Consider the following 20,734-nt stretch of genomic DNA (forward strand, 5'->3'; position numbering starts at 1 on the left):
CCCACTACTTCGGCGGCAGGCTCGCCGCGTACGTGCGGCCCGCCTCGATCCAGGTGTCGAGGGCCGCGTCCTCCGCGATCCCGGACGTGCCGACGACGACCCAGCCGCGCATCGGGCGTCCGGTGAGGTCGAAGGCGCGGGTGTCGGGCCGGGCGAGCGCGGTGGCCGTGGCGTCGGAGCCGACCCGCACGATCAGCTCGTCGCCGACGACACCCACGGCCATGTTGCCCTCGTGGAGGAACGCCAGCCCGCCGAACATCTTCTTCTCGGTGACGGCGGGATCCGCGCCCAGCCGCTCGCGGATCCGCTCGGCGAGCCCTTCGTCGTACACCATCGTGCACCCCGTTCTGCCCGGCGAATACCTCGCGGCGCTTCGCCTCCTGCCCGCTGTCGAAGGTACGTGCCGCCCGCGCGCCGCGCATGTCGGGGCCGATCTTCGGGAGGCCCAAACGGCGCGCCCCGTGCGTCGCCGTGTCCCGTGCCGGTCAGGTCGCGTAGCGGGCGGCCAGGGTGCGGACGGTCTCGGCGATGCGGGCGCGCAGTTCGAGGGGTTCGAGGACCTCGATGTCGGCGCCGAGGCGGAGGAACTCCCCGTGGGCGTGGGCGACCGACTCGATCGGGATCCGTGCCTGCGTCCAGCCCTCGCCGGCGGCGGGTACGCCGAGGCGCCGGGCGCCCTCGGGGGTGAGACGGACCAGGGCCTCGCCGGTGTGCAGCCGGGCGCGGAAGTCGGCGAGGTAGCCGGTCCAGTACGCGCCCAGCGCGAAGCCGTCCGGGACGGTGAACTCTTCGTCGAGGGTGCGGAGTCCGAGGATCTGGTCGACGCGGTAGGTGCGGATGCCGGTGGGGGCGGCCGCCACCAGGTACCAGCGGCCGGCCTTGAGCACCAGTCCGTACGGCTCCACCCGCCGCTCGATCTCCTCCGGCGCCCGCCACCGCCGGTACCGCAGGACCAGCGCCCGCCGCTCCCACAACGCGCCGGCGACGGCCGAAAGGTGGGGCGTACGGTCGGCGTCGCCGTACCAGCCGGGGGCGTCGAGCAGGAAGCGTTCCCGGATCCGTCCGGCGTGGGCGCGCAGTTCCGCCGGGAGCGCGGCGCGGAGTTTGAGTTCCGCGGCGGCGAGTGCCTCGCCGAGGCCGAGTTCGGCGGCGGCTCCGGGGAGGGCGGCGAGGAACGCGGCCTGGGCCTCGTCCGCGGTCAGTCCGGTCAGGCGGGTGCGGTAGCCGTCGACCAGCCGGTAGCCGCCCGCGTGTCCGGCCTCGCCGTACAGCGGGATGCCGGCGGCGCCGAGCGCCTCCACGTCGCGGTAGACGGTGCGGACGGAGACCTCCAGCTCCTGGGCCAGTTGCCCGGCCGTCATCCGGCCGCGGTTCTGGAGCAGGAGGAGCAGGGTGACCAGACGGGTGGCGCGCATGGGCCCCAGTATGTGCCGCTCCCCGCGGGTCCACTGACAGAGGGCGTCAGTGGAGCTTCCCTAACCTGCGGCGCATGAGCATCGTCGAACTGCGGCAGTACACATTGCACCCGGGCGCCCGGGACACCCTGATCGAGCTGTTCGAGCGCGAGTTCGTGACCGGTCAGCAGGCGGCCGGCATCACGCTCGGAGGCCGTTTCCGGGACCTGGACGACCCCGATCGCTTCGTCTGGCTGCGCTCCTTCCCCGACATGGCGCACCGCCGACGCGCGCTGGAGGCGTTCTACTCCGGTCCGGTCTGGGCGCGGCACCGCGACGCCGCCAACGCGACCATGGTCGACAGCGACGACGTGCTGCTCCTGCGCGGCCCCGGCTTCGCGGCGGAGCCGGGGGTCAGCGAGGTGATCGCGACCGTCTGCCGGCCGTCCGACGCGACCGCCTTCGACGCCTACGCGGCCCGGCACCTGACCCCGGCGCACGCGCTGCACCGCACCGAGCACGCGGAGAACGACTTTCCCCGGCTCCCGGTGCGCACCGACGCGGATGTCCGCGTCTGGTTCGGCCCGGCCGACCCCCCGCCCTGGCCGACCCGCCGCCTGCGACTGGAACCCGTGGCTTCGCGGCACCTCTGAGGGCGAGGCACCGACGCGCCGGTACGGCCGGGCGTAGCCGCCTGGCCGCGCTGCACAGCGACGACAACGTGACTCAGGCTGCCCCGCGGCGCTTGAGGGCGTAGAAGGCGAGGCCGGCGAGGAGGAGGACCCCGGCGCCGATCCCGGCCGGCAGGGCGAGCTTGCCCAGGGGCGAGTCGTCGTCGGTCGCGGCAGCCGTGGTGCCGTTCGCTCCCTGTTCGCCTCCGGCGTGCGCGCCGGACTGCGAGGGGCCGTGGGCGGCGTCGTCGCCGAAGAAGAACACGGGGCCGTCTCCGGAGCGCGGTGTGCCGGTGACGTCCACGGTCAGCGAGATCGGTACGACGATCCCCTTCGCCTCGTCGTCCGGCTCGGCGACCTGTGCCTGGAGGTAGTACGTGCCGGGCACGTCGTAGCCGTCGGGTGCGGAGCCGCTCGCGCCGCCCTCGTCCGAGATCTCCCAGGGCCCGCAGACCCGCTCGATGTGACCGGTCCGGCCCGCGAGGAGCTCGGTCGCGTTCTGGTCCTTGTTGCACTGCGTGGACGTGCGCTGGGCGTTGTAGACGGTGACGCCCCAGCCGGTGGTCGCGGACCTGGGGAAGTCCTTCGGGATGTCCACGCCGGCCTTCACCGTCAGCTTCTGGCCCGCCTTCACCTCGACCCGCCAGAAGGGGGCCTCACCGACGGTGATGGACTGCCGGTAGGTGCCCGGTCCGATCGGGGTGGCGCTGTTGAAGGAGTAGCCGCCCTCGGCGTCCGCCCCGGTGCGGGGCTCGGGCGCCCGCGCGCCGGCCTGCCGGGTCGTCTTGTCGGCGATGCCGACGAGGAGCTCGACGGGCATCGGCTTGTCGCCGGGCCGGGTCACGTCGTTCTCGACCAGGATGCAGCCGGTGTCGTCCGGCGCGGGCTTCTCGCTGCCCGCGCCGGGCTTGCTGCGGCCTCCGGTGGAGATGATGTTCGCCCAGCCCATCGACTGGTCGAACTCCCGGAGCCACGCGCGAGGTTCGCCGTCGGCTTCAGGGCCTGCCGCGACGGTGATGAGGGAACCGCGCCCGTAGCCCTCCTCGGCGACGGCCGTGGCGCTCACCTGCAGCAGTTGGTCCGGCCGCTTCTTGACCTTGTAGTAGAGGTCCCGCCCACCGGTGAACCGGTCGAGGTACTGACCCGGCGCGACCAGCGGCGCGTCCCGGCAGCCGTCGAGGGAGCCCTCGACCGGCTTTCCGGTGGCCTGGTAGGTCCGCCACCCCTTGCGGAAGAGGGCGCCCAGACCGGCGGTCAGCGAGTCGGCGTCGTCGGCGTCCGTGTACGAACCGTCGGTCACGTCGGCGATGCACTTCAGCTGCGCGCGGGCCGAGGACGGCGTCCGGAACCCGACCACGTCCACGGCGAGGTCGAGGCCCTGCGCCTTGAGCTCGCGGGCCACCTCGCACGGAGGGGGCGGCGCGCAGGTGTCCTCACCGTCCGAGACCAGAATGATGCGGCGCTCGCCGCTCGGACCGAGGTCCTTGGCGGCTTCGCGGAGCGAGACGCCGATCGGCGTGAACCCGACCGCCTTGAAGCCGGCGACCCGCTTCTTCGCGTCGGCACGCGCCGCCCGGTCCATCGGGGTGACGGGCAGGACCCGCTGGGTGTCGGCGCAGCCTCGCTTCTTGTCCTGTCCGGGGTACGTGGCGCCGTAGACGCGCAGGCCCAGCGGCGCCTGTTCGGGGGCGGTGTCGATGATCCGGGTGACCGCCTGCTTGGCCGCGGCGAGACGGGTCTGACCGTCGGCGTCGTCCTGGTTCATCGACCCGGACAGGTCGAGAACCAGGTCGATCCGGGCAGGCTCCGGAGCCGCCGGCGCCGCGGGAGAGGCGCCCGCGGTCGCCACCGGCGACAGGAGCGCACCGAGCGTCAACACGGAAACAGCGGCGAGCACGCGTCGTCGACGTGGTCTCGAATACATGAACGTGATCTCCAGGATGGTCGTCAGTCGCACCGTGGGTCTGCATGCAGCACCGAACCCGACCTCCATGACGGTGTGCATATGCGAATGGTTCCACGAGTCTCTCGGAATCCACAACTCGGATCCGCAGGTCGTGAGGTGAGCGGACGACGCAGAAGGATCGTTTCGATCGCAATCACATCTGGCCGTCCCGGGCAGCCTGACACCGGCCGCCCAGCACCCCGGCTCCGGCCGACCGACACTGCCAGGCACGTTTCCGCAGGCCGTGGGCCGGCACATCTGCCCCGGAAGGCTCCCGCACGGGTGGCGATCGGCCGCTTGTGCGAAACAGTGAGGACGTGGCCGATCTGACGCTTGTCCCGCTCGGCACTCAGGTGAGGGCCACCGCCGTAGACCTCGTCGCCGGTGACCCAGCCGGCCCGGACACCGGCACCATGGCCTGGGCGATCATCTCGGTGACCAGGGCAGGCTTCGTAGCGAACCTCAGGTCGTCGGGGATGCCGGCTGCGCGGCACCGGTCGGCGTCCTGGCTCCAGGAGCGCGGGAGGCGGCGGTCGACGGCGGCGCACCGGTCCTCGGGAGGATGCGCACAGCCCGTCGTGGATCAGTTGGGCCGAGTTGGAAGAGGCTGACTGGGACGGCACGGAATCACGTGTGGGGCCGTCTGCGGCTGAAACCCGTCGCACCCGGCACCAGGTCGCGCGTGACGAGGACTGGGGTGATGTCTGGTCGGTCATGGCCGTGCTTGCCAAGCGACACGGGGCCGAGAACGTCCGTCTGGTGGTCTGGTTCGACAACTAGGCCGGCTCACGGCCGTCTCCCTCATCACCAAAGACCCGTGGACCCGTGGACCCGTGGATTTGTTCCACCGACAAGGGCCCCAACGCCCGTGCGGGGCCACAGGCGTACAGCTGCCTGCGGCCCCGCCGCGGCTGACGTGGGGTCTCGGCTGGGCTACCTTTCGAGGTCCTGTCTCAGCCCCCGCAACGGATGGTCAGGTGCGGGTCCAGCGTTGGTTGGTGCCGTTCGAGCAGGAGTAGAGCTGGATCAGGGTGCCGTTGGCGGTGGCGTTGGCGGTGGCGTCGAGGCAGAGGCCGGACTGGACGCCGACGATGGATCCGTCGGAGTTGAGGCGCCATTTCTGGTTGTCGCCACCCCAGCAGCTGTAGATCTGGACTTTGGTGCCGTTGCCGGTGCCGGCGGCGTCCAGGCACTTGTCGCCGTAGACCCTGAGCTCGCCTCCCGCGGTGTACGTCCATTGCTGGTTGGGGCGGTTGTTGCAGTCCCACAGGTGGACCTGGGTTCCGTCGGTGGTGCTGGCGCCGGGCACGTCCAGGCAGCGGCCCGAACCGACGCCCTTGATCTGTCCAGAGCCGGGCGACGGGGCGGGAGAGGCGGCGTTGAGTGCGTTGAGGACCGAGGTGTAGGCGGGCTTCTTGCTGCCGTCGCCGTTGAACAGCAGCGGCGAGTGCTCCGGTCGCCAGGAGTCGGTGTCGCGCACGCCCCACACGGTGATGCCGAGGCAGCGCGGGACGGCCAGGCAGTCGTTGGTCACGTTCGCGTAGGTCGTGGCCGAGGCGCCCTGGATGTCGAGTTCGGTGATGGCCACATCGACGCCGAGGGCGGCGAAGTTCTGCAGGGTGGTGCGGAAGTTGCTGTGGTAGGGACTGTCGTTGTTGAAGTGGGACTGGAAGCCGACGCAGTCGATCGGCACGCCGCGCTGCTTGAAGTCGCGGACCATGGCGTACATGGCCTGGGTCTTGGCCCAGGTCCAGTTCTCTACGTTGTAGTCGTTGTAGCAGAGCTTGGCGGCCGGGTCGGCGGCGCGTGCGGTGCGGAAGGCGACCTCGATCCAGTCGTTGCCGGTGCGCTGCAGGTTGGAGTCGCGCCGGGCTCCCGAAGGGCCGTCGGCGAAGGCCTCGTTCACGACGTCCCACTGGACGATCTTGCCCTTGTAGTGGGCCATCACGCCGTTGATGTGGTTGATCATGGCCTGGCGCAGTGTGCTGCCGCTGAGGCTCTGCATCCAGCCGGGCTGCTGGGAGTGCCAGGCCAGGGTGTGGCCGCGCACCTGCTTGCCGTTCCGTACCGCCCAGTTGTACACGCGGTCGCCGGCGGTGAAGTCGAACCGGCCCCGCTGGGGTTCGGTGGCGTCGATCTTCATCTCGTTCTCGGCCGTCACCGAGTTGAACTCGCGCCCCGCGATCGCGGTGTACGCCGGGTCGTCGAGCCGGCCCGAGGCGATGGCGGTGCCGAAGTAACGGCCGCTCTGCGCCGCGGCGGCGCCGAGCGTGCTCTCGGCGGCGTGTGAGGTCGGCGGCGCCACCAGCACGGCGGCCGAACCGAGGACGCCGACGATCAGGGCCGTGCACAGACCGCTGATCTTCCGGCGGACGGTGGGTGGGGGAAGGGAATGTGAGCCCATGAATTTTCCTCCAGGACGGAAATCGCGGAAGGATGGGAGAGCGCGGCGGAATGAATGCGTGTCAGCGACGCCCGCATCCATTCATCAAGGACGCCGACCACCGGGGGCGTGACTATCCAAGGCCGGAATCCAACACTCGGAACCCGGTACTCGGTACTCGTACTCGGGCAGACTGGTCGCCGCCTCGTGCCTCAGTCTGGAAATTCCGTTGAAACAAGTCAAGAGTTTCGAAAGGATTTCGAGAATCCTTCCTTGGGGTAAGCCCATTACTTGCATTCCCCATGACACAAGGTTCATCGAAAGGATTTCGATGAGGAGCCCTCAAGCCGGGCTGTCGTCGAAAGCGCGGGGTGGCTGAATTACGTGACCACGTGCCGTCACGTGCAATCCGTAAACGGCCGGCGCCCGGAACCGACCACGGGCGTCATCGACGCCGGTGCCCAGGCGGTTCCGGCCGGCTCGGGTACGTGACGTCGAACCACGTGAAGTGGGCTTGGCTGGTGGAGGGGCGGCCGTTGGAGGTGGCGTAGAGACCGAGTTGGACGCTGGTGAACAGCGGGGTGAGGAAGGTGGCTTCGACGGTGGTCAGGTCCTTCCAGGCGCCGTCGGGTGCGGCGTGGGCGAAGGTGTGGCGGAAGCCGCGGATGCGGACCCCCAGGCGAACGGGGCCCGGGGGGACGGCAATCCCGGCCAGGACCTCGGGCCCGTGGCGGAGGCTGAGTCCTTCCGTGGTGCGGAGGAAGAGGAGGTGGGTGTCGTCGTCGAGGACCACGGCGAGGCCTGCCTGTTCGTCCGGTGCGGCCGGGGTGAAGTGCAGTTCGGTGGAGACGTCGCAGTCGGGCTGTTCCTGGGGGCGGGCCAGGAGGGACGGGGTGGTGCGTTCGCCGAGGCGTTCGGGACGGAGCCGGAGGCGGAGTCCGTCGCCGGTGGTCCAGAACCGTTCGGGTGGGGTGCGCAGAATGCTCCAGTCGGCGGAGAGGGTGGCGAAGTCGTCGTGGAGGGGGCGGCGAGGGTCGGTGTGGACGACCGGGGCGAAGACCGGCCGGCCGTCGTCCCAGGTGATCCGGCTGAGGAAGGTCTCGCGGCCGAGGGCGGAGCCCGGGCGGACGCCCAGGAGGACGGCCCGCCAGTCGCCGTCCGGGGTTTGGACGAGGTCGGCGTGCCCGGTGCAGGTGACCGGGCCCTTGGCGGGCGGGAGCACCGGGTTGCCGGGGGCGCCCTCGTAGGGGCCCGTCACACGGTCGGCGCGGGCGGCCACCACGCTGTGGTCCACATCGGTGCCGCCCTCGGCGGTGAGGAGGAGATAGGAGCCGTCGATCTTGTAGAGGTGCGGGGCTTCCGACCATCGGGCGCCCGGGTGGCTCCCCGACCACAGGACGTGCTCGGGTCCCGTGAGCCGTCGTTCGCGGGGAAGGTACTCGCGCATCCAGATCTCCGTGCGGCCGGCGGCCTCGTCCCGTACGCGGGCGGCGGTGAACCAGGCCCGGCCGTCGCCGTCGTCGGGCCCGTCGTCGAAGAACAGGGACGGGTCGAAGCCCTCGCCCTCCAGCCAGTGCGGCTCCGACCAGGGGCCCGCCGGATCGGTCGCCGTCACGACGAAATGGCCGGGGCCGTCCATCAGCGTGCAGACGAGGTGGAAGACCCCGTCGTGGTGCCGGATCGTCGGCGCGAACAGGCCCCGTGAGGGTTCGCAGCCCTCGAGGTCGAGCTGGGACGGCCGGTCGAGCGCGGAGCCGAGGCGCCGCCAGTTCACGAGATCGCGGCTGTGGAACACGGGAAGGCCCGGGAACCATTCGAAGCTGGACGTCACCAGGTAGTAGTCCGCGCCGACGCGGCAGACGGACGGGTCGGGCCGGAATCCGGGCAGCACGGGATCACCGAACGACGCGGTCATCGACGCGGTCATGGGATCGGGACGATGTCGACCGGCACGGACAGCACCCGGTCGGCCCCGGGGTGACGTACGGGGCCGTCCAGAGTGAAGGAGCCCTGGAGCGGAAGGTCGCCGCTGGACCTTCCGACAGCTACGCCGATCTCCCCGGGCTCCACTCTCCTGCGCAGGTCGAGCCCGGTGAAGGAGGTCCGGTCGGCATGGACGGCGAAGGTGACCCGGGCGGCCGCGCCCGGCGGCAGCTCGACCCTGGCGAATCCGGCGAGCCACCGCTGCGGCCGGACGACGGACGCCACGGGGTCCGAGAGGTACAACTGGACGACCTCCGTCCCGGCGACCTCGCCGACGTTGCGTACGGTGACCGAAACGGTGACGGCCCCGTCCGTCGCGGCGACGGGATCCACCGAGAGCTCCGAGCAGGTGAAACTGGTCCAGCTCAGCCCGTGTCCGAAGGGGAACAACGGGGTCGGGTCCACCGAGCTCCAGTCGGTGCGCCCGCCGAGCCGGGCGTGCAGATAGGTGCCCGGCTGGCCGCCGGCCTGGCGGGGGATGGAGACGGGCAGCCGCCCGGAGGGTTCCGCGGCCCCGCTGAGGATCCGGGCCAGTGCCGTCCCGCCCTCCTCGCCGGGGAAGAAGGCCTGCACCACGGCCGAGGCGCGCTCGGCCAGCGTGCCGAGCGCGTAGGGCCGTCCCGAGACGACGACCAGGACGGTCGGAACCTCGGAGTCCAGGACGGCGGCGGCGAGTTCGGCCTGGTCGCCGGGCAGGTCGAGGGTCTCGGCGTCGCAGCCCTCTCCGGAGGTGCCCCGGCCGAACATGCCGGCCCGGTCCCCGAGCACCAGCACGTGCACGTCCGGATCGTCCGCGGTGACCGTGAACCCCTCAGCGGTGAGCGCCTCGCCGAGCGTAGGGATCTCCAGGCCGGGGTCGCCGGGCAGCGCGACGTGGTTGGGGAAGGAGTAGCAGCCGAGGAAGGCCTGGGGGTCGTCCGCGTACGGCCCGCTGATCGCGACCCGGCACGGCCGCAGCGGCAGGGTGCCGTCGTTGGCGAGCAGCACGGTGGACCGTTCGGCCAGGAGCCTGGCGAGGGCCCGGTTCTCCGGCGGGTCGAGGTCGACCGGCTCGGGCTTGACGGGTTCCCAGCCGGGGTCGAGCAGGCCGAGTTCGGCCTTCTGCCGCAGAACCCGTTCCGCGGCGCGGTCGACGAGCTCCTCGGGTACGGTTCCCGACCGCACGAGTGCGGTCAGCGGCTCGCCGTAGCAGCGGGCCGTGGGCAGCTCGACGTCGATTCCGGCGGTCAGCGCCAGTGCGCCGGCCGCGCCGCGCGATCCGGTGACGCCGTGCCGGGTCTCCAGGAAGGAGACGGCGTAGTAGTCGGCGACGACCACACCGCTGAAACCGAGCTCTCCCCTGAGCAGTTCGGTCAGCAGCCGTTCGTCGGCGGCCACCGGGACGCCGTCCACGTCGGTGTAGCTGTTCATCACCGACCGGGCGCCTCCCTCGCGCAGTGCCCGCACGAAGGGCTCGACCAGCACGTCGGCGAACTCGCGCGGCCCCGAGGCGACGGGGGCCATGTTCCGGCCGCCGCGCGAGGCCGAGTACCCGGCGAAGTGCTTGAGCGTCGCCACGACCCCGGCGCCTTCCAAGCCCTGCACGTAGGCGGTGCCGATCGCTCCGACGAGATAGGGGTCCTCGCCGATGCACTCCTCGGTCCTGCCCCACCGGTAGTCGCGGACCACGTCGAGCACCGGCGCCAGCCCTTGGTGGACGCCGACCCGCCGCATGCCCGCGCCGATGGCGGCGGCCATCCGGCGCACGAGCCCGGGGTCGAAGGACGCACCCCAGGCCGGCGGCGCGGGGAAGACCGTCGCCCCGAACGTCATGAACCCGGTCAGGCACTCCTCGTGGGCGACCGCCGGGATCCCGAACCGGCCGGCTCCGGTCACCTGCTGTTGGAGCGAGGCGAGCCGCGCCATTCCGGCTTCCGCCGTGATGGGCGCGGTGCCGTAGACCCGGGTGAGCTGGCCGAGCCCGTGGGCGACGATGTCGTCGAGGCCGGGCGCGGACTCGCCGGAATCGTCCTCCATCGGCGCGACCGGTGTCCCCGGATCCGCGGGCAGCGCCCAGAAGCCGGCGAGCTGACCCGCCTTCTCTTCCAGCGTCATCCGTTCCAGCAGATCGGCGACTCGCACGGACACGGGCAGGAGGGGGTCACGCCAGGGCTCGGTCAAGGAGTACTCCTAGAGACGGGGCGGGGCGGTGGAGAGCCGGACGTTGAGTTCGGTCGAGAGCTCCATCCGGGGGCTGACCAGGGGCTGGCCGTCCAGGAGCTGGAAGAGTGCGCGGGCGGCGAGCCGGCCCATCTCCTCCAGCGGCTGGCGCACCGTCGTCAGCGGCGGTGACAGCCATTCGCACATCGGCAGGTCGTCGAAGCCGACCACGCTGAGGTCCTGCGGGATGCTCAACCCGCCCTGCCGGGCGGCTTCGTAGACGCCCATCGCCTGCTGGTCGCTCCCGGCGAAGACGGCGGTCGGCGGCTCGGGGAGGGCGAGCAGTTCCTGGGCGCACCGGAACCCGCCCTCGTGCTGGAAGTCGCCGAACCGGATCAGGTCGGGGTCGACCTCGATCCCGGCCCGCTCCAGCGCGGCCCGGTACCCGTCGATGCGGGCCTGGCTGCAGAGCATCTCCCTGCGCCCGCCTATCGCGGCGATCCGGCGGTGCCCCAGCTGCAGCAGGTGCTCCGTGGCGGCGAGGCCGCCGGCCCAGTTGGTCGCGCCGATGCTCGGGACACCGTTGCCCGGCAGGTCGATCGGGTCGATGACGACCAGCGCCACGCCGGCCTGTTCGACCTGGGCGCGCTGGGCCTGGGTGACCGAGGCGGTGACGAGGATGACTCCGTCGCTGTGGTGCAGGACCGGCAGCGCGGCCCAGCTCGACGGCGTGGCCTCGCCCGGCGGGACGAGCGACACGACGGTGCCGACGCTCCGCTGGGCGCACTCGGCCTCGACGCCGCGGAGTATCTCCACCGCCCACGCGCTGTCCAGACCGCCGATGATCAGGTCGACCAGGCCCGACCTGCGGGCCCTGCCCTGCCGGCCGGGGCGGAGGTAGTTGTGAGACCGCAGCAGGCTCTCGATCCGTTCGCGTGTCGAGGGTGCGACATCGGAGCGGCCGTTGATCACCTTCGACACGGTGGCCTGGGAGACCCCTGCCTCCGCGGCGATGACGGCCAGGGTCGGACGCTGCTCGCTCAACTTCTCTCCTCTGCGTGGACGCCCTTGACCGGCACCGGGTATCGCAAACTTTCGCAGAGTTTCCGGTCGGCGCGACGTGTTGTCAAGCCCCAACGGGCCTGCTGAATTCGGGTAGTTCGGTGCGAGGCCTTGACCGAGGAGCTCCGCGTTCCTAGTTTGTGGCAGCACCGAATTCGAGAATGTTACGAAACATTTTCGAGAGTGAACCGGCATTCCCCCACCCGGAGGTCCCATGGCCAGTACTCCCCCGAGCCGACGACGCTTCCTGGCGCTCTCGGGCCTGACCGCGCTGTCCGTCCCGCTGGCCGCGGCCTGCGGCGGCGATGACTCCGGCGGCAAGCCGGCGGCCGGCGGCAAGGTGACCTTCGAGTGGTGGAACATCGCCACGACGGAACCGGGAAAGTCCCTCTTCCCGGAGATCTCCTCGGCGTTCACGGCCGCTCACCCGAACATCACGATCAAGACGACCTCGTTGGAGAACGAGGCGTTCAAGTCCAAGCTGACCGCCACCACTTCGTCGGGCAGGCTCCCCGACGTCTTCCAGACCTGGGGCGGCGGCGTGCTGCAGCAGCAGGTCGACGCGGGGCTGGTCGAGGACCTCACCGACGCGTTCGGCTGGGCGTCCGAGCTCACCCCGGTCTCGCTGCAGGCCTATCAGTTCGGGGGCCGGACCTACGCGGTGCCCTACGACGTCGGCATGGTCGGCTTCTGGTACAACAAGAAGCTCTTCGCCAAGGCCGGGATCACCGCTCCGCCGGCCACCTGGGCCGAATTCCTCGAAGACGTCAGGAAGCTCAAGGCGGCGGGCGTCACTCCAATCGCCCTGGCGGGCAAGGAGAAATGGCCGGGCCACTACTACTGGGCCTACCTCGCGATGCGCGTCGCGGGCCTTCCCGCGCTGCAACAGGCCGCGACCACCAAGGACTTCACCGGCGCCGGCTTCGTCCAGGCAGGCGCCCACCTCAAGGAGCTGGTCGACCTGCGGCCGTTCCAGCCGGCCTTCCTCGGCGCCGGCTACGCCACCCCCGGCGGCCAGGCCGCGACCATGGGAAACGGAAAGGCCGCCATGGAGCTGATGGGGCAGTGGGGACCGTCGGTGCAGAAGGACGCGGGCGCCGACCTCGGAGCGGACCTGGGCTTCTTCCCCTTTCCGACGGTCGACGGCGGTGTCGGCCTGGTCACCGAGGTGTTCGGCGGTGGCGGCGGCTTCGCGCTGCGCAAGGGCGCCCCCAAGGAGGCGCTGGACTTCCTGAAGTTCTTCGTTCTGGAGAACCAGGCCAAGCTGCTGGCCTCCAACGGCTACCTGCCGGTGGTCAAGGGCGCGGAGAGCCAGGTCACCGACGCCGGCAGGAAGGTGGTCGCCGACAGCCTGGTCAAGGCGACGGGATTCCAGCTCTTCCTCGACCAGGCCTACCCGCCGGCTGTCGGCAGTGAGGTCAACGACAGCGTCGCCGACCTCATCGCGGGCAAGAAGACGCCCGAGCAGGTCGCCCGGTCGATCACCGAGGCCGCGAAGAGTGCCTAGCTCCGTGTCCACCCTCACCAAGGAACGGACGGAGCAGGCAGTGCCCGTGCGCCCGCCCGCCCCGGACCGGTCGCTCCTGCGCGGGTTGAGAAGCTGGGCGTCGATCGCCTGGTTCCTCGTCCCGGCTCTGGTCCTCTTCCTCGTCTTCGTCCTCGCCCCGATCGCCGTCGCGGTCTACACCGGCTTCTTCAAGTGGGGCGGGATCGGCCCCCTGGACGACTTCGTCGGCTTCGAGAACTACGCCAGGCTCTTCGACGACCAGGTCTTCCTCGGCGATCTGGGGCGCGGGCTGTACCTGATCGCCCTGTCGCTCACGGTGCAGTTGCCGTTCGCGCTGTTCACCGCGGTCCTGCTCAACCAGAGGCTGCGCGGCCGGGCCGTCTACCGGATGCTGTTCTTCGCGCCGTACATCCTGTCCGAGGTGGTCACGGCGGTCCTCTTCACGATGATCTTCCTTCCCGGTGACGGCATGGCCGACCATCTCGCCGGCGTCCTCGGCCTGGAGGGGCTGCAGGGCAAGTGGCTCTCCGATCCCTCGACGGTCATGCCGACCCTGTTCGTGGTCATGACCTGGAAGTACTTCGGCTTCCACATGATGCTCTTCCTCGCCGGGCTGCAGAGCATCCCGGGCGAGATCCTCGAGGCCGCCGCCATCGACGGCGCCGGCGCCTGGCAGCGCTTCCGGCACGTGACGCTGCCGCTGCTCGGCCCGACGATCCGGATCAGCGTCTTCCTTTCGGTCATCGGGGCCATCCAGCTCTTCGACCTCGTCTGGGTCATGACCGCGGGCGGGCCCAATCATTCGTCCGAGACGATGGCGATCTCGATGTTCCAGTTCGGGTTCAAGCGTTACCAGGTCGGCTACGCCAGTGCGATCAGCGTGGTGTTGTTCATGATCAGTCTGGTCTTCTCGCTCTTCTACCAGCGCTACGTGCTCCGCCGTGACCTGAGCGGGGCCGTCACCACGGGAGGCGGTCGATGAACGCCCGCAGGACGGCACGCGGCCTGTCGATGCACGCCGTGGTGTGGCTCATCGGCGCGTTCGTCGCCGTGCCGCTGATCTACGCGGTGATCTCCGGGTTCAAGAGCACCGGCGAGCTGACGACCAATCCGTTCGGGCTGCCGCAGCACTGGAAGACCGGCAACTACACCGGCATTCTCGGCGACGGCACGTTCTGGCGGCAGATCGCCAACAGCGCGGGCATCGCGATCGGCACGACGTGCTGCACGGTGGCTGCCGCCGCGATGGCGGCGTTCGTACTGGCCCGCTACGCCTTCCCGGGCAGGGAGCTGTTCTACACGCTCTTCACGATCGGGCTGATGTTCCCGTTCGCGGTGGCCGTCCTGCCCCTGTTCTTGCTGCTGCGCAACTTCGAGCTGCTCGACAACCCGCTCGGAGTGATCCTTCCGCAGGCGGCCTTCGGGCTCCCCATGACGATCGTCATTCTGCGCGGCTTCTTCCGGACCATCCCGAGGGAGGTCGAGGAGGCGGCCATCGTGGACGGCTGCGGCAAGCTCCGCTTCTTCTGGAAGATCCTTCTGCCGATGGCGCGTCCGGCGCTCGGCACGGTCTCGGTGCTGGCGATCGTCGCGAGCTGGAACAACTTCTTCCTGCCGCTGCTGGTGTTCAACGATCCGACCTGGCAGACCATCCCGGTCGGCGTCCAGCAGTTCCAGGGCCAGTACGCGACCGACTACGCGCTCGTCCTCGCCTACATCGTGCTCGCCATGGTCCCCGCCCTCGCCTTCTACGCCGTCGCGGAGCGGCAGTTGATCGGCGGACTCACCGCGGGCGCCACCAAGGGCTGACCTGTCCCGTCCGACCCTCCGCCCCTGAGGAGACGCCGTGAAAAGCCCGGCCGCATCGTCCCTCGGATTGTTAGCGCTAACAACACCGCCTGGAGAGCGAGCACCTGGACTCGTGGTGGATCCGCCGGCGTCGTGATGCCCCCTCTCCTCGGCATGCGCGGCCTCCTGCACCCCCACCCCGCCCCCGACCTCCCGACGCGGCCGCTCCGCGGCTCGTCGGGGTCACCCCACCACCGCCCTCACCTCCATCCCCCAAAGGAGCTCTTCTGATGCGATTTCGCCCTCCCTCCCTGGTCCTGGGTCTCTTACTCGCCCTCGTGTCGTCCCTGCTGTTCGGGGCCACCGTGCTCGGTGCCCCGCCCGCCGCCGCGGCGACCGTCGACACCAACGCCTGGTACGTGCTGGTCAACCGCAACAGCGGCAAGGCCCTGGACGTCCACAACCTGGCGACCGGTGACGGCGCCCGGATCACCCAGTGGACCAGGAACGACCAGAACCAGCAGCAGTGGCAGTTCGTGGACTCCGGCGGCGGCTACTACCGCGTCAAGTCCCGCCACTCCGGCAAGGTGCTGGACGTCCAGAACAGGTCCACGGCCAACGGCGCCCCGATCGTCCAGTGGACCGACCTGAACGGCGCCAACCAGCAGTGGCGGTTGGCCGACAGCCCGGACGGCCACATCAGGCTCATCGCCCGCCACAGCAACAAGGCCCTCGAAGTGCAGGGCGCCTCCACCGCCGACAACGCGAACATCGTCCAGTACGACGACTGGGCCGGCGCCAACCAGCAGTGGCGGCTCGTCAAGGTCGGCGCCGGCACCCCCGGCGCCTGCGCACTCCCCTCCACGTACCGCTGGGCGTCGACGGGGCCGCTGGCGCAGCCGAAGGCGGGATGGGCCTCGCTCAAGGACTTCACCGTCGCCCCCCACAACGGCAGGCACCTCGTCTACGCGACGACGCACGGCGCCGCGGGAACGGGAGCGGGCTGGGGCTCGATGAACTTCACCCCGTTCACCGACTGGTCGCAGATGGCGTCGGCAGGCCAGAACACGATGTCGAGTTCCGTCGTCGCGCCCACGCTCTTCTACTTCGCGCCGAAGAACATCTGGGTGCTCGCCTACCAGTGGGGCAGGACCGCCTTCTCCTACCGGACCTCGACCGACCCCACCAACCCGAACGGCTGGTCGGCGGAGCAGGAGCTCTTCTCCGGCAGCATCGCCGGCTCGGACACGGGCCCCATCGACCAGACGCTCATCGCCGACGGCACGAACATGTACCTGTTCTTCGCCGGTGACAACGGAAAGATCTACCGGGCCAGCATGCCGATCGGGAACTTCCCGGGCAGTTTCGGCACGGCCTACACCACGATCATGAGCGACACGAAGAACAACCTGTTCGAAGCCCCGCAGGTCTACAAACTCCAGGGCCAGGACCGCTACCTCATGATCGTCGAGGCGATCGGCGCGCAGGGCCGGTACTTCCGCTCCTTCACGGCCACCAGCCTCAACGGCACCTGGACACCCCAGGCCGCGACCGAGAGCAACCCCTTCGCCGGCAAGGCCAACAGCGGCGCCACCTGGACCAACGACATCAGCCACGGCGAACTGATCCGCACCACCGCCGACCAGACCTTCACCGTCGACCCCTGCAACCTCCAGTTCCTCTACCAGGGACGCGACCCCAACTCCGGCGGTGACTACGGACTGTGGCCCTACCGACCGGGCCTGCTGACCCTTCAGCGCTGACGACGTGACAGGGGTCCGGCTCCGGAGTGGAGCCGGCGTGGCGGGCTCGGCGGATGGCCGAGCCCGCCCCGGGCCAGGCGGCCCGGACTGCTGACCGAACGGCATTCAGTCCAGTCGATTGATCGATCACTCGCAGAAGAGGACGCCTGCATGAGAACGTCTTGGCTTCTATCCCTGATCACGGTTCTCGCCGCCGCGCTCGGGGTGTCGGCGGCCGGTGCGAACCCTGCCTCCGCCGCCCCGACCACGCCCTTGCGGGTCATGCCGCTGGGCGACTCGATCACCTGGGGTGTGGGAAGCAGTAACGGCAATGGCTACCGGGGTCCGTTGTGGGACAGGCTCGCCGCGGACGGCCATCCCCTGGACTTCGTCGGCACGTTGCGGGGCGGATCGATGTCCGACCCCGACAACCAAGGCCACTCCGGATACCGCATCGACCAGATCGCCGCGCTCGCCGACGCCTCACTGACCCGCTACCGGCCCAACGTCGTGACGCTGGAGATCGGCACCAACGACCTCAACGGGAACACCCCGGCCTCCACCGCCGCCGCCCGGCTGAAGTCGCTGGTCGACCGGATCACCGCCTCCGCTCCCGACGCGACCGTCCTCGTGGCCTCCCTGGTCGTGTCCACCAGCGGCACGGTGGAGCAGCACCGTGCCGCGTACAACCAGGCCGTCCCCCGCATCGTGAGCGAGGCACAGGCCGCGGGCAAGCGCGTCGCGTACGTGGACATGAGCAGCCTGACCACGGCCGACCTGGCCGACGCGCTGCATCCCAACGACACTGGCTACCAGAAGATGGCAGCCGCCTTCCACCGCGGCGTCCGGGCCGCGGACAGCGCCGGGTGGCTGAGGAACCCCGCCCCCGCGGCCGCACGCGTGGAGTCCGGCAGCACCGGCAAGTGCCTGGATGTCGGGGGCGCCGGCACGGCCGACGGGACCGCCGTCCAGATCTGGGGCTGCAGCGGCAACGCCAACCAGCTCTGGTCCGCGTACACCGACGGCACCCTGCGCTCCATGGGCAAGTGCCTCGACGCCGCCGGCGGGGGCACCGCCAACGGCACCAAGGTGCAGATCTGGGCCTGTCACGGCGGGTCCAACCAGGTCTGGCAGCCCTACAACGGCGGCTACCGCAACCCCGCCTCCGGCCGCTGCCTCGACGTGCCGGGCTTCTCCACGGCCGACGGCACGCAGCTGCACCTGTGGGACTGCCACGGTGGCTCCAACCAGAAGTGGACCACTCTGACCGCCGGATGACCCCCGCTCCCGGGACCGGAGCCCCTCGCGGGCCCCGGTCCCGGGGAACGTCGGTCGTCAGGGGCGGGCAGGCAGGCGGGTGGGATCGGCGATGATCTGCCGGACGGTCGACCATGCCGCGCCCAGCACCGGTCCGCGCCGCCCCAGGGCGGAGGGGCGTACCGCCTCCGGGCTCCAGGGCCGGACGGTGACCCGGGCGGCCAGTTCGGCGCGTACCGACGGAAGGAGCCAGTCGGCGAGTTCGGCGTAGGCGCCGCCCAGCACGACGCCGTCCGGGTCGATCAGGTTCACCGCCGAGGCGAGGGCGAGACCCAGGGCCCGTCCGGCGCGGTCCAGGGCCCGCAGGGTCGACGCGTCCCCGGCGCCCGCCCGCTCGGCCAGCAGGGCCACCGGGTCGCCGACGCGTCCCAGCCCGGCCTCGCGCAGCACGGCCGCCTCGCCCGCGTACTGCTCCAGGCAGCCGCGTGCCCCGCAGGCGCATCGGGGGCCCTCCGGGTGGACGGGAAGGTGGCCGAGTTCGCCCGCGAAGCCGCGGGCGCCTCGGAACAGCTGCCCGCCGACCACGAGTGCGGCACCGATTCCGGCCTCGGCGGAGACGTGGACGAAGGTCTCGGCGGGGTGTCCCTGGTGCCACTCCTCGGCCAGCGCCCCGAGGTTGGCTTCGTTCTCCGGCTCGGGCACGGTGTCGGGGTCGGGCCAGTGGTCGGCGGGGCGGACCGCCTGCCAGCCGAGGTTGGGCGCGTGGGCGACCAGCCCGCTCGGCGCGTTCGGGACCACCCCCGGCACGGCCAGGACGCGGCCCTCGACGCGCAGGCCGAGGACAGCGGCCTCGGACTCCGCCTCGGCGCCCAGCACGGCGGCCTCCGCCAGTACTTCCCCGGCCGGCCGGCCCGCGTTGGCCCGCTCCACGCGCCGCCACACCCGGGGTTCACCGCGCAGGTCCACGACGCACGCGGCGAGATGGGTGACGCCGATCTCCAGGCCGAGGCCCGCGGGACCCCGATCGTTCAGGGCCAGGGCCCGTCCGGGGCGGCCGACCCGTCCACTGGGGGCCGTCTCGGTCTCGGTCAGCGCTCCGCGGCCGATGAGCTCGTCGACCAGGGAGGAGACGGCCGGCCTGGTCAGGCCCGTGTGCCCGGCGACGTCCGCCCGGGAGAGCGGGCCGTGCGCGGCGACCACGCCGATCACCACCGCGAGGTTCTGCCGACGCATCCCCTGCTGCGAGGCGGGCGCGGCCTCCGCGCCCCCGTTCGCCCTGCCTGTCCTCGCCACCGGCCCGACCCTCCTATCGCTCTCCGGGCGCACCGGCCCGACCCTCCTCTCGCTCTCCGGGCGGGACCTCCTGCAACGCCCGCGCCCGCCGCAGCGTACTGGTGATCCGTTCGAGCGCGTCGTCGTCACGGGGCACGGGTTCCAGCACCGGACCCTCGGCGGTCCGCCAGCGCCGGGCGACGGCGTCGGCGGGCTCACCGGTGAGCAGCGCGGCGGCCTGGGCGGCGGCCCCGAGGGCGACCGGTTCCCGGGCCAGGGGCACCTGGACCGCTCGGCCGGACAGCCGCAGGACGGTCCGCTGCCAGGCCCTGCCGCGGGCTCCGCCGCCGATCAGCAGCAGTGGCTCGTCGGGGGCGGGGGTCTCGCCTCCGGCACGCAGCACGTCGTCCAGGGCCGCGAGCAGGGAGTGGACGGCGCCGTCGTACGCGGCCTGGAGGAGCTGTCCCGGCGTGGTGTCGTGGCGCAGGCCGTGGACCAGGCCGGAAGCATCCGGGAGGTTGGGAGTGCGCTCGCCGTCCAGATGGGGAAGCACCACCACCGTCCCGCCTCTCTCGACGTCCTCGCGGTCGCGGCCGACGAGGGCGGCGAAGCGGTCGACGGCGAGGGTGCAGTTGAGCGTGCAGGCGAGCGGCAGCCAGCCGCCGAGGGCGTCGGCGAAGCCGGCGACGGTCCCGCTCGGGTCGGCGGGCCGGGTCCGGCCGACGGCGTAGACGGTGCCGGAGGTACCGAGGCTCAGCACCGGACGTCCGGGGGTCAGGCCCAGCCCGAGTGCGGCGGCCATGTTGTCACCGGTCCCGGTGGCCACCAGCGTGCCCTCGCGCAGGGGCATCCCGGTGCGGACGACGCCCGCCCGGGCGCCCGGCGGGAGGACCTGGGGCAGCAGCCCGGCGTCGAGGCCGATCCGGTCGAGGACCTCCTGGTCGTAGCCGTCCGGGCCCCACCAGCCGGTTCCCGACGCGTCACCGCGGTCCGTCACCGCCTCCCCGGTCAGCCGCTCCGTGAGGAAGTCGTGGGGCAGCCGGACGGCCGCGACGCGGTCGGCGGCGGCACGCTCGTTCGCGCGCAGCCAGGCCCACTTGGCGGCCGTGAAGGCGGCGGTCGGGACGCTGCCGGTGCGGCGGGCGAGTTCGGCCCTGCCGAACGCGGCCGCGAGTTCGGCCGCCTGCGGGGCGGAGCGGACGTCGTTCCACAGCAGCGCCGGGCGCACCGGACGGCCGGCGGTGTCGAGGGTGACCAGGCCGTGCTGCTGGCCGGCGATCGAGCAGGCCGCGGCGCGATCCGCCCAGCCGGTGCGCGCCATGGCCTCGCCGAGGGCCCGCCACCACTGCTCGGGGTCGCTCTCGCGTCCGGCGCCCGCGCTGACGGCGTGCGCGGCGCGGCCCTCGCCCAGGACGGCGCCGGTGTCCAGGTCGACGGCGAGGGCCTTGGTGGACTGGGTCGAGCTGTCGACACCGATCACGACACGCTGAGCGGACATGCGTTCCTCCGGTGGGGTTCCCTTCCGACCTGTCGGCATACTAATTTGTTTTTCGTCATTACAAATAGCCCTCGGCCCTGATCCGGAGCGCAT

15 protein-coding genes and 1 pseudogene are annotated in these 20,734 nt (G+C 71.3%); 6 read left to right on the forward strand and 10 right to left on the reverse strand.

All coding sequences use genetic code 11. The features are described from left to right. Window positions 1–4: 4 nt before the first annotated feature. Together ACNJ93_RS02030 and ACNJ93_RS02035 are read right to left on the reverse strand one after the other, a co-directional pair. Entirely contained in the window at window positions 5–334 is a 330-nt protein-coding gene (locus tag ACNJ93_RS02030; protein WP_418955563.1) for a TfoX/Sxy family protein, read from the reverse strand. 151 nt (window positions 335–485) lie between these two features. Continuing rightward, window positions 486–1,415, reverse strand: a complete 930-nt coding sequence (locus tag ACNJ93_RS02035) for a helix-turn-helix transcriptional regulator (protein WP_418955564.1) — start codon at window positions 1,413–1,415, stop codon at window positions 486–488. Window positions 1,416–1,489: 74 nt separating this feature from the next. Between ACNJ93_RS02035 and ACNJ93_RS02040 the strand changes: the two genes are divergently transcribed. Further along, entirely contained in the window at window positions 1,490–2,047 is a 558-nt protein-coding gene (locus ACNJ93_RS02040; protein WP_418955565.1) for an NIPSNAP family protein, read from the forward strand. Between the two features lie 73 nt (window positions 2,048–2,120). On the opposite strand, the gene ACNJ93_RS02045 is transcribed toward ACNJ93_RS02040, so the two are convergent. The 6 genes and pseudogenes from ACNJ93_RS02045 to ACNJ93_RS02070 all read right to left on the reverse strand — a co-directional run bounded on the left by ACNJ93_RS02045 (window position 2,121) and on the right by ACNJ93_RS02070 (window position 11,559). After that, complete coding sequence (locus tag ACNJ93_RS02045) at window positions 2,121–3,944, reverse strand: vWA domain-containing protein (protein WP_418955566.1); 1,824 nt, start codon at window positions 3,942–3,944, stop codon at window positions 2,121–2,123. A 415-nt stretch (window positions 3,945–4,359) separates the two neighbouring features. Continuing rightward, window positions 4,360–4,572: pseudogene (locus ACNJ93_RS02050) on the reverse strand (transposase); the annotation flags it as partial. A gap of 411 nt (window positions 4,573–4,983) precedes the next feature. Further along, window positions 4,984–6,414 (reverse strand): endo-1,4-beta-xylanase, encoded by a 1,431-nt coding sequence (locus ACNJ93_RS02055; protein ID WP_418955567.1) that lies wholly within the window; start codon window positions 6,412–6,414, stop codon window positions 4,984–4,986. Between the two features lie 424 nt (window positions 6,415–6,838). Then, a complete protein-coding gene (locus ACNJ93_RS02060; protein ID WP_418955568.1) occupies window positions 6,839–8,320 on the reverse strand; it encodes a family 43 glycosylhydrolase in 1,482 nt (493 codons plus the stop codon). Then, window positions 8,317–10,536, reverse strand: coding sequence for a glycoside hydrolase family 3 N-terminal domain-containing protein (locus tag ACNJ93_RS02065; RefSeq protein WP_418955569.1), 2,220 nt, complete (start codon window positions 10,534–10,536; stop codon window positions 8,317–8,319). The genes ACNJ93_RS02060 and ACNJ93_RS02065 overlap by 4 nt, the downstream gene beginning before the upstream one ends. Window positions 10,537–10,545: 9 nt before the next feature. Next, on the reverse strand, window positions 10,546–11,559 hold the full coding sequence (locus ACNJ93_RS02070; RefSeq protein ID WP_418955570.1) for a LacI family DNA-binding transcriptional regulator: 1,014 nt from the start codon (window positions 11,557–11,559) through the stop codon (window positions 10,546–10,548). A gap of 232 nt (window positions 11,560–11,791) precedes the next feature. On the opposite strand from ACNJ93_RS02070, the gene ACNJ93_RS02075 reads away from it, so the two are divergent. From ACNJ93_RS02075 to ACNJ93_RS02095, 5 genes are all read left to right on the forward strand, one after another. Beyond that, the gene (locus ACNJ93_RS02075; protein WP_418955571.1) at window positions 11,792–13,084 is read left to right on the forward strand and encodes an extracellular solute-binding protein; all 1,293 of its coding nucleotides are present in this window, start codon (window positions 11,792–11,794) and stop codon (window positions 13,082–13,084) included. Window positions 13,085–13,160: 76 nt separating this feature from the next. After that, a complete protein-coding gene (locus ACNJ93_RS02080; RefSeq protein ID WP_418961283.1) occupies window positions 13,161–14,066 on the forward strand; it encodes a carbohydrate ABC transporter permease in 906 nt (301 codons plus the stop codon). Next, the gene (locus ACNJ93_RS02085) at window positions 14,063–14,893 is read left to right on the forward strand and encodes a carbohydrate ABC transporter permease (protein WP_418955572.1); all 831 of its coding nucleotides are present in this window, start codon (window positions 14,063–14,065) and stop codon (window positions 14,891–14,893) included. The genes ACNJ93_RS02080 and ACNJ93_RS02085 overlap by 4 nt, the downstream gene beginning before the upstream one ends. Window positions 14,894–15,162: 269 nt before the next feature. Beyond that, window positions 15,163–16,635: a non-reducing end alpha-L-arabinofuranosidase family hydrolase gene (locus ACNJ93_RS02090; protein WP_418955573.1), complete on the forward strand. Its 1,473-nt coding sequence runs from the start codon at window positions 15,163–15,165 to the stop codon at window positions 16,633–16,635. Window positions 16,636–16,785: 150 nt separating this feature from the next. Then, window positions 16,786–17,892 carry a ricin-type beta-trefoil lectin domain protein gene (locus ACNJ93_RS02095; protein ID WP_418955574.1) on the forward strand — a complete coding sequence of 369 codons (1,107 nt, stop codon included), beginning with the start codon at window positions 16,786–16,788 and terminating at the stop codon, window positions 17,890–17,892. Window positions 17,893–17,949: 57 nt separating this feature from the next. On the opposite strand, the gene ACNJ93_RS02100 is transcribed toward ACNJ93_RS02095, so the two are convergent. Further along, entirely contained in the window at window positions 17,950–19,104 is a 1,155-nt protein-coding gene (locus tag ACNJ93_RS02100) for an ROK family protein (RefSeq protein ID WP_418961284.1), read from the reverse strand. A 73-nt stretch (window positions 19,105–19,177) separates the two neighbouring features. Further along, complete coding sequence (xylB, locus tag ACNJ93_RS02105) at window positions 19,178–20,641, reverse strand: xylulokinase (protein WP_418955575.1); 1,464 nt, start codon at window positions 20,639–20,641, stop codon at window positions 19,178–19,180. Between the last annotated feature and the right edge of the window lie 93 nt (window positions 20,642–20,734).

It is taken from the genome of Streptomyces tritici (assembly GCF_048500665.1).
GTDB lineage: Bacteria > Actinomycetota > Actinomycetes > Streptomycetales > Streptomycetaceae > Streptomyces > Streptomyces tritici.

Bases quoted from the DNA above. Each gene is read 5' to 3' on its own strand.
- ACNJ93_RS02030 (WP_418955563.1), bottom strand. From the start codon at position 334: ATGGTGTACGACGAAGGGCTCGCCGAGCGGATCCGCGAGCGGCTGGGC.
- ACNJ93_RS02035 (WP_418955564.1), bottom strand. From the start codon at position 1,415: ATGCGCGCCACCCGTCTGGTCACCCTGCTCCTCCTGCTCCAGAACCGC.
- ACNJ93_RS02040 (WP_418955565.1), top strand. From the start codon at position 1,490: ATGAGCATCGTCGAACTGCGGCAGTACACATTGCACCCGGGCGCCCGG.
- ACNJ93_RS02055 (WP_418955567.1), bottom strand. From the start codon at position 6,414: ATGGGCTCACATTCCCTTCCCCCACCCACCGTCCGCCGGAAGATCAGC.
- ACNJ93_RS02060 (WP_418955568.1), bottom strand. From the start codon at position 8,320: ATGACCGCGTCGATGACCGCGTCGTTCGGTGATCCCGTGCTGCCCGGA.
- ACNJ93_RS02075 (WP_418955571.1), top strand. From the start codon at position 11,792: ATGGCCAGTACTCCCCCGAGCCGACGACGCTTCCTGGCGCTCTCGGGC.
- ACNJ93_RS02085 (WP_418955572.1), top strand. From the start codon at position 14,063: ATGAACGCCCGCAGGACGGCACGCGGCCTGTCGATGCACGCCGTGGTG.
- ACNJ93_RS02090 (WP_418955573.1), top strand. From the start codon at position 15,163: ATGCGATTTCGCCCTCCCTCCCTGGTCCTGGGTCTCTTACTCGCCCTC.
- ACNJ93_RS02095 (WP_418955574.1), top strand. From the start codon at position 16,786: ATGAGAACGTCTTGGCTTCTATCCCTGATCACGGTTCTCGCCGCCGCG.
- ACNJ93_RS02100 (WP_418961284.1), bottom strand. From the start codon at position 19,104: ATGCGTCGGCAGAACCTCGCGGTGGTGATCGGCGTGGTCGCCGCGCAC.
- xylB (WP_418955575.1), bottom strand. From the start codon at position 20,641: ATGTCCGCTCAGCGTGTCGTGATCGGTGTCGACAGCTCGACCCAGTCC.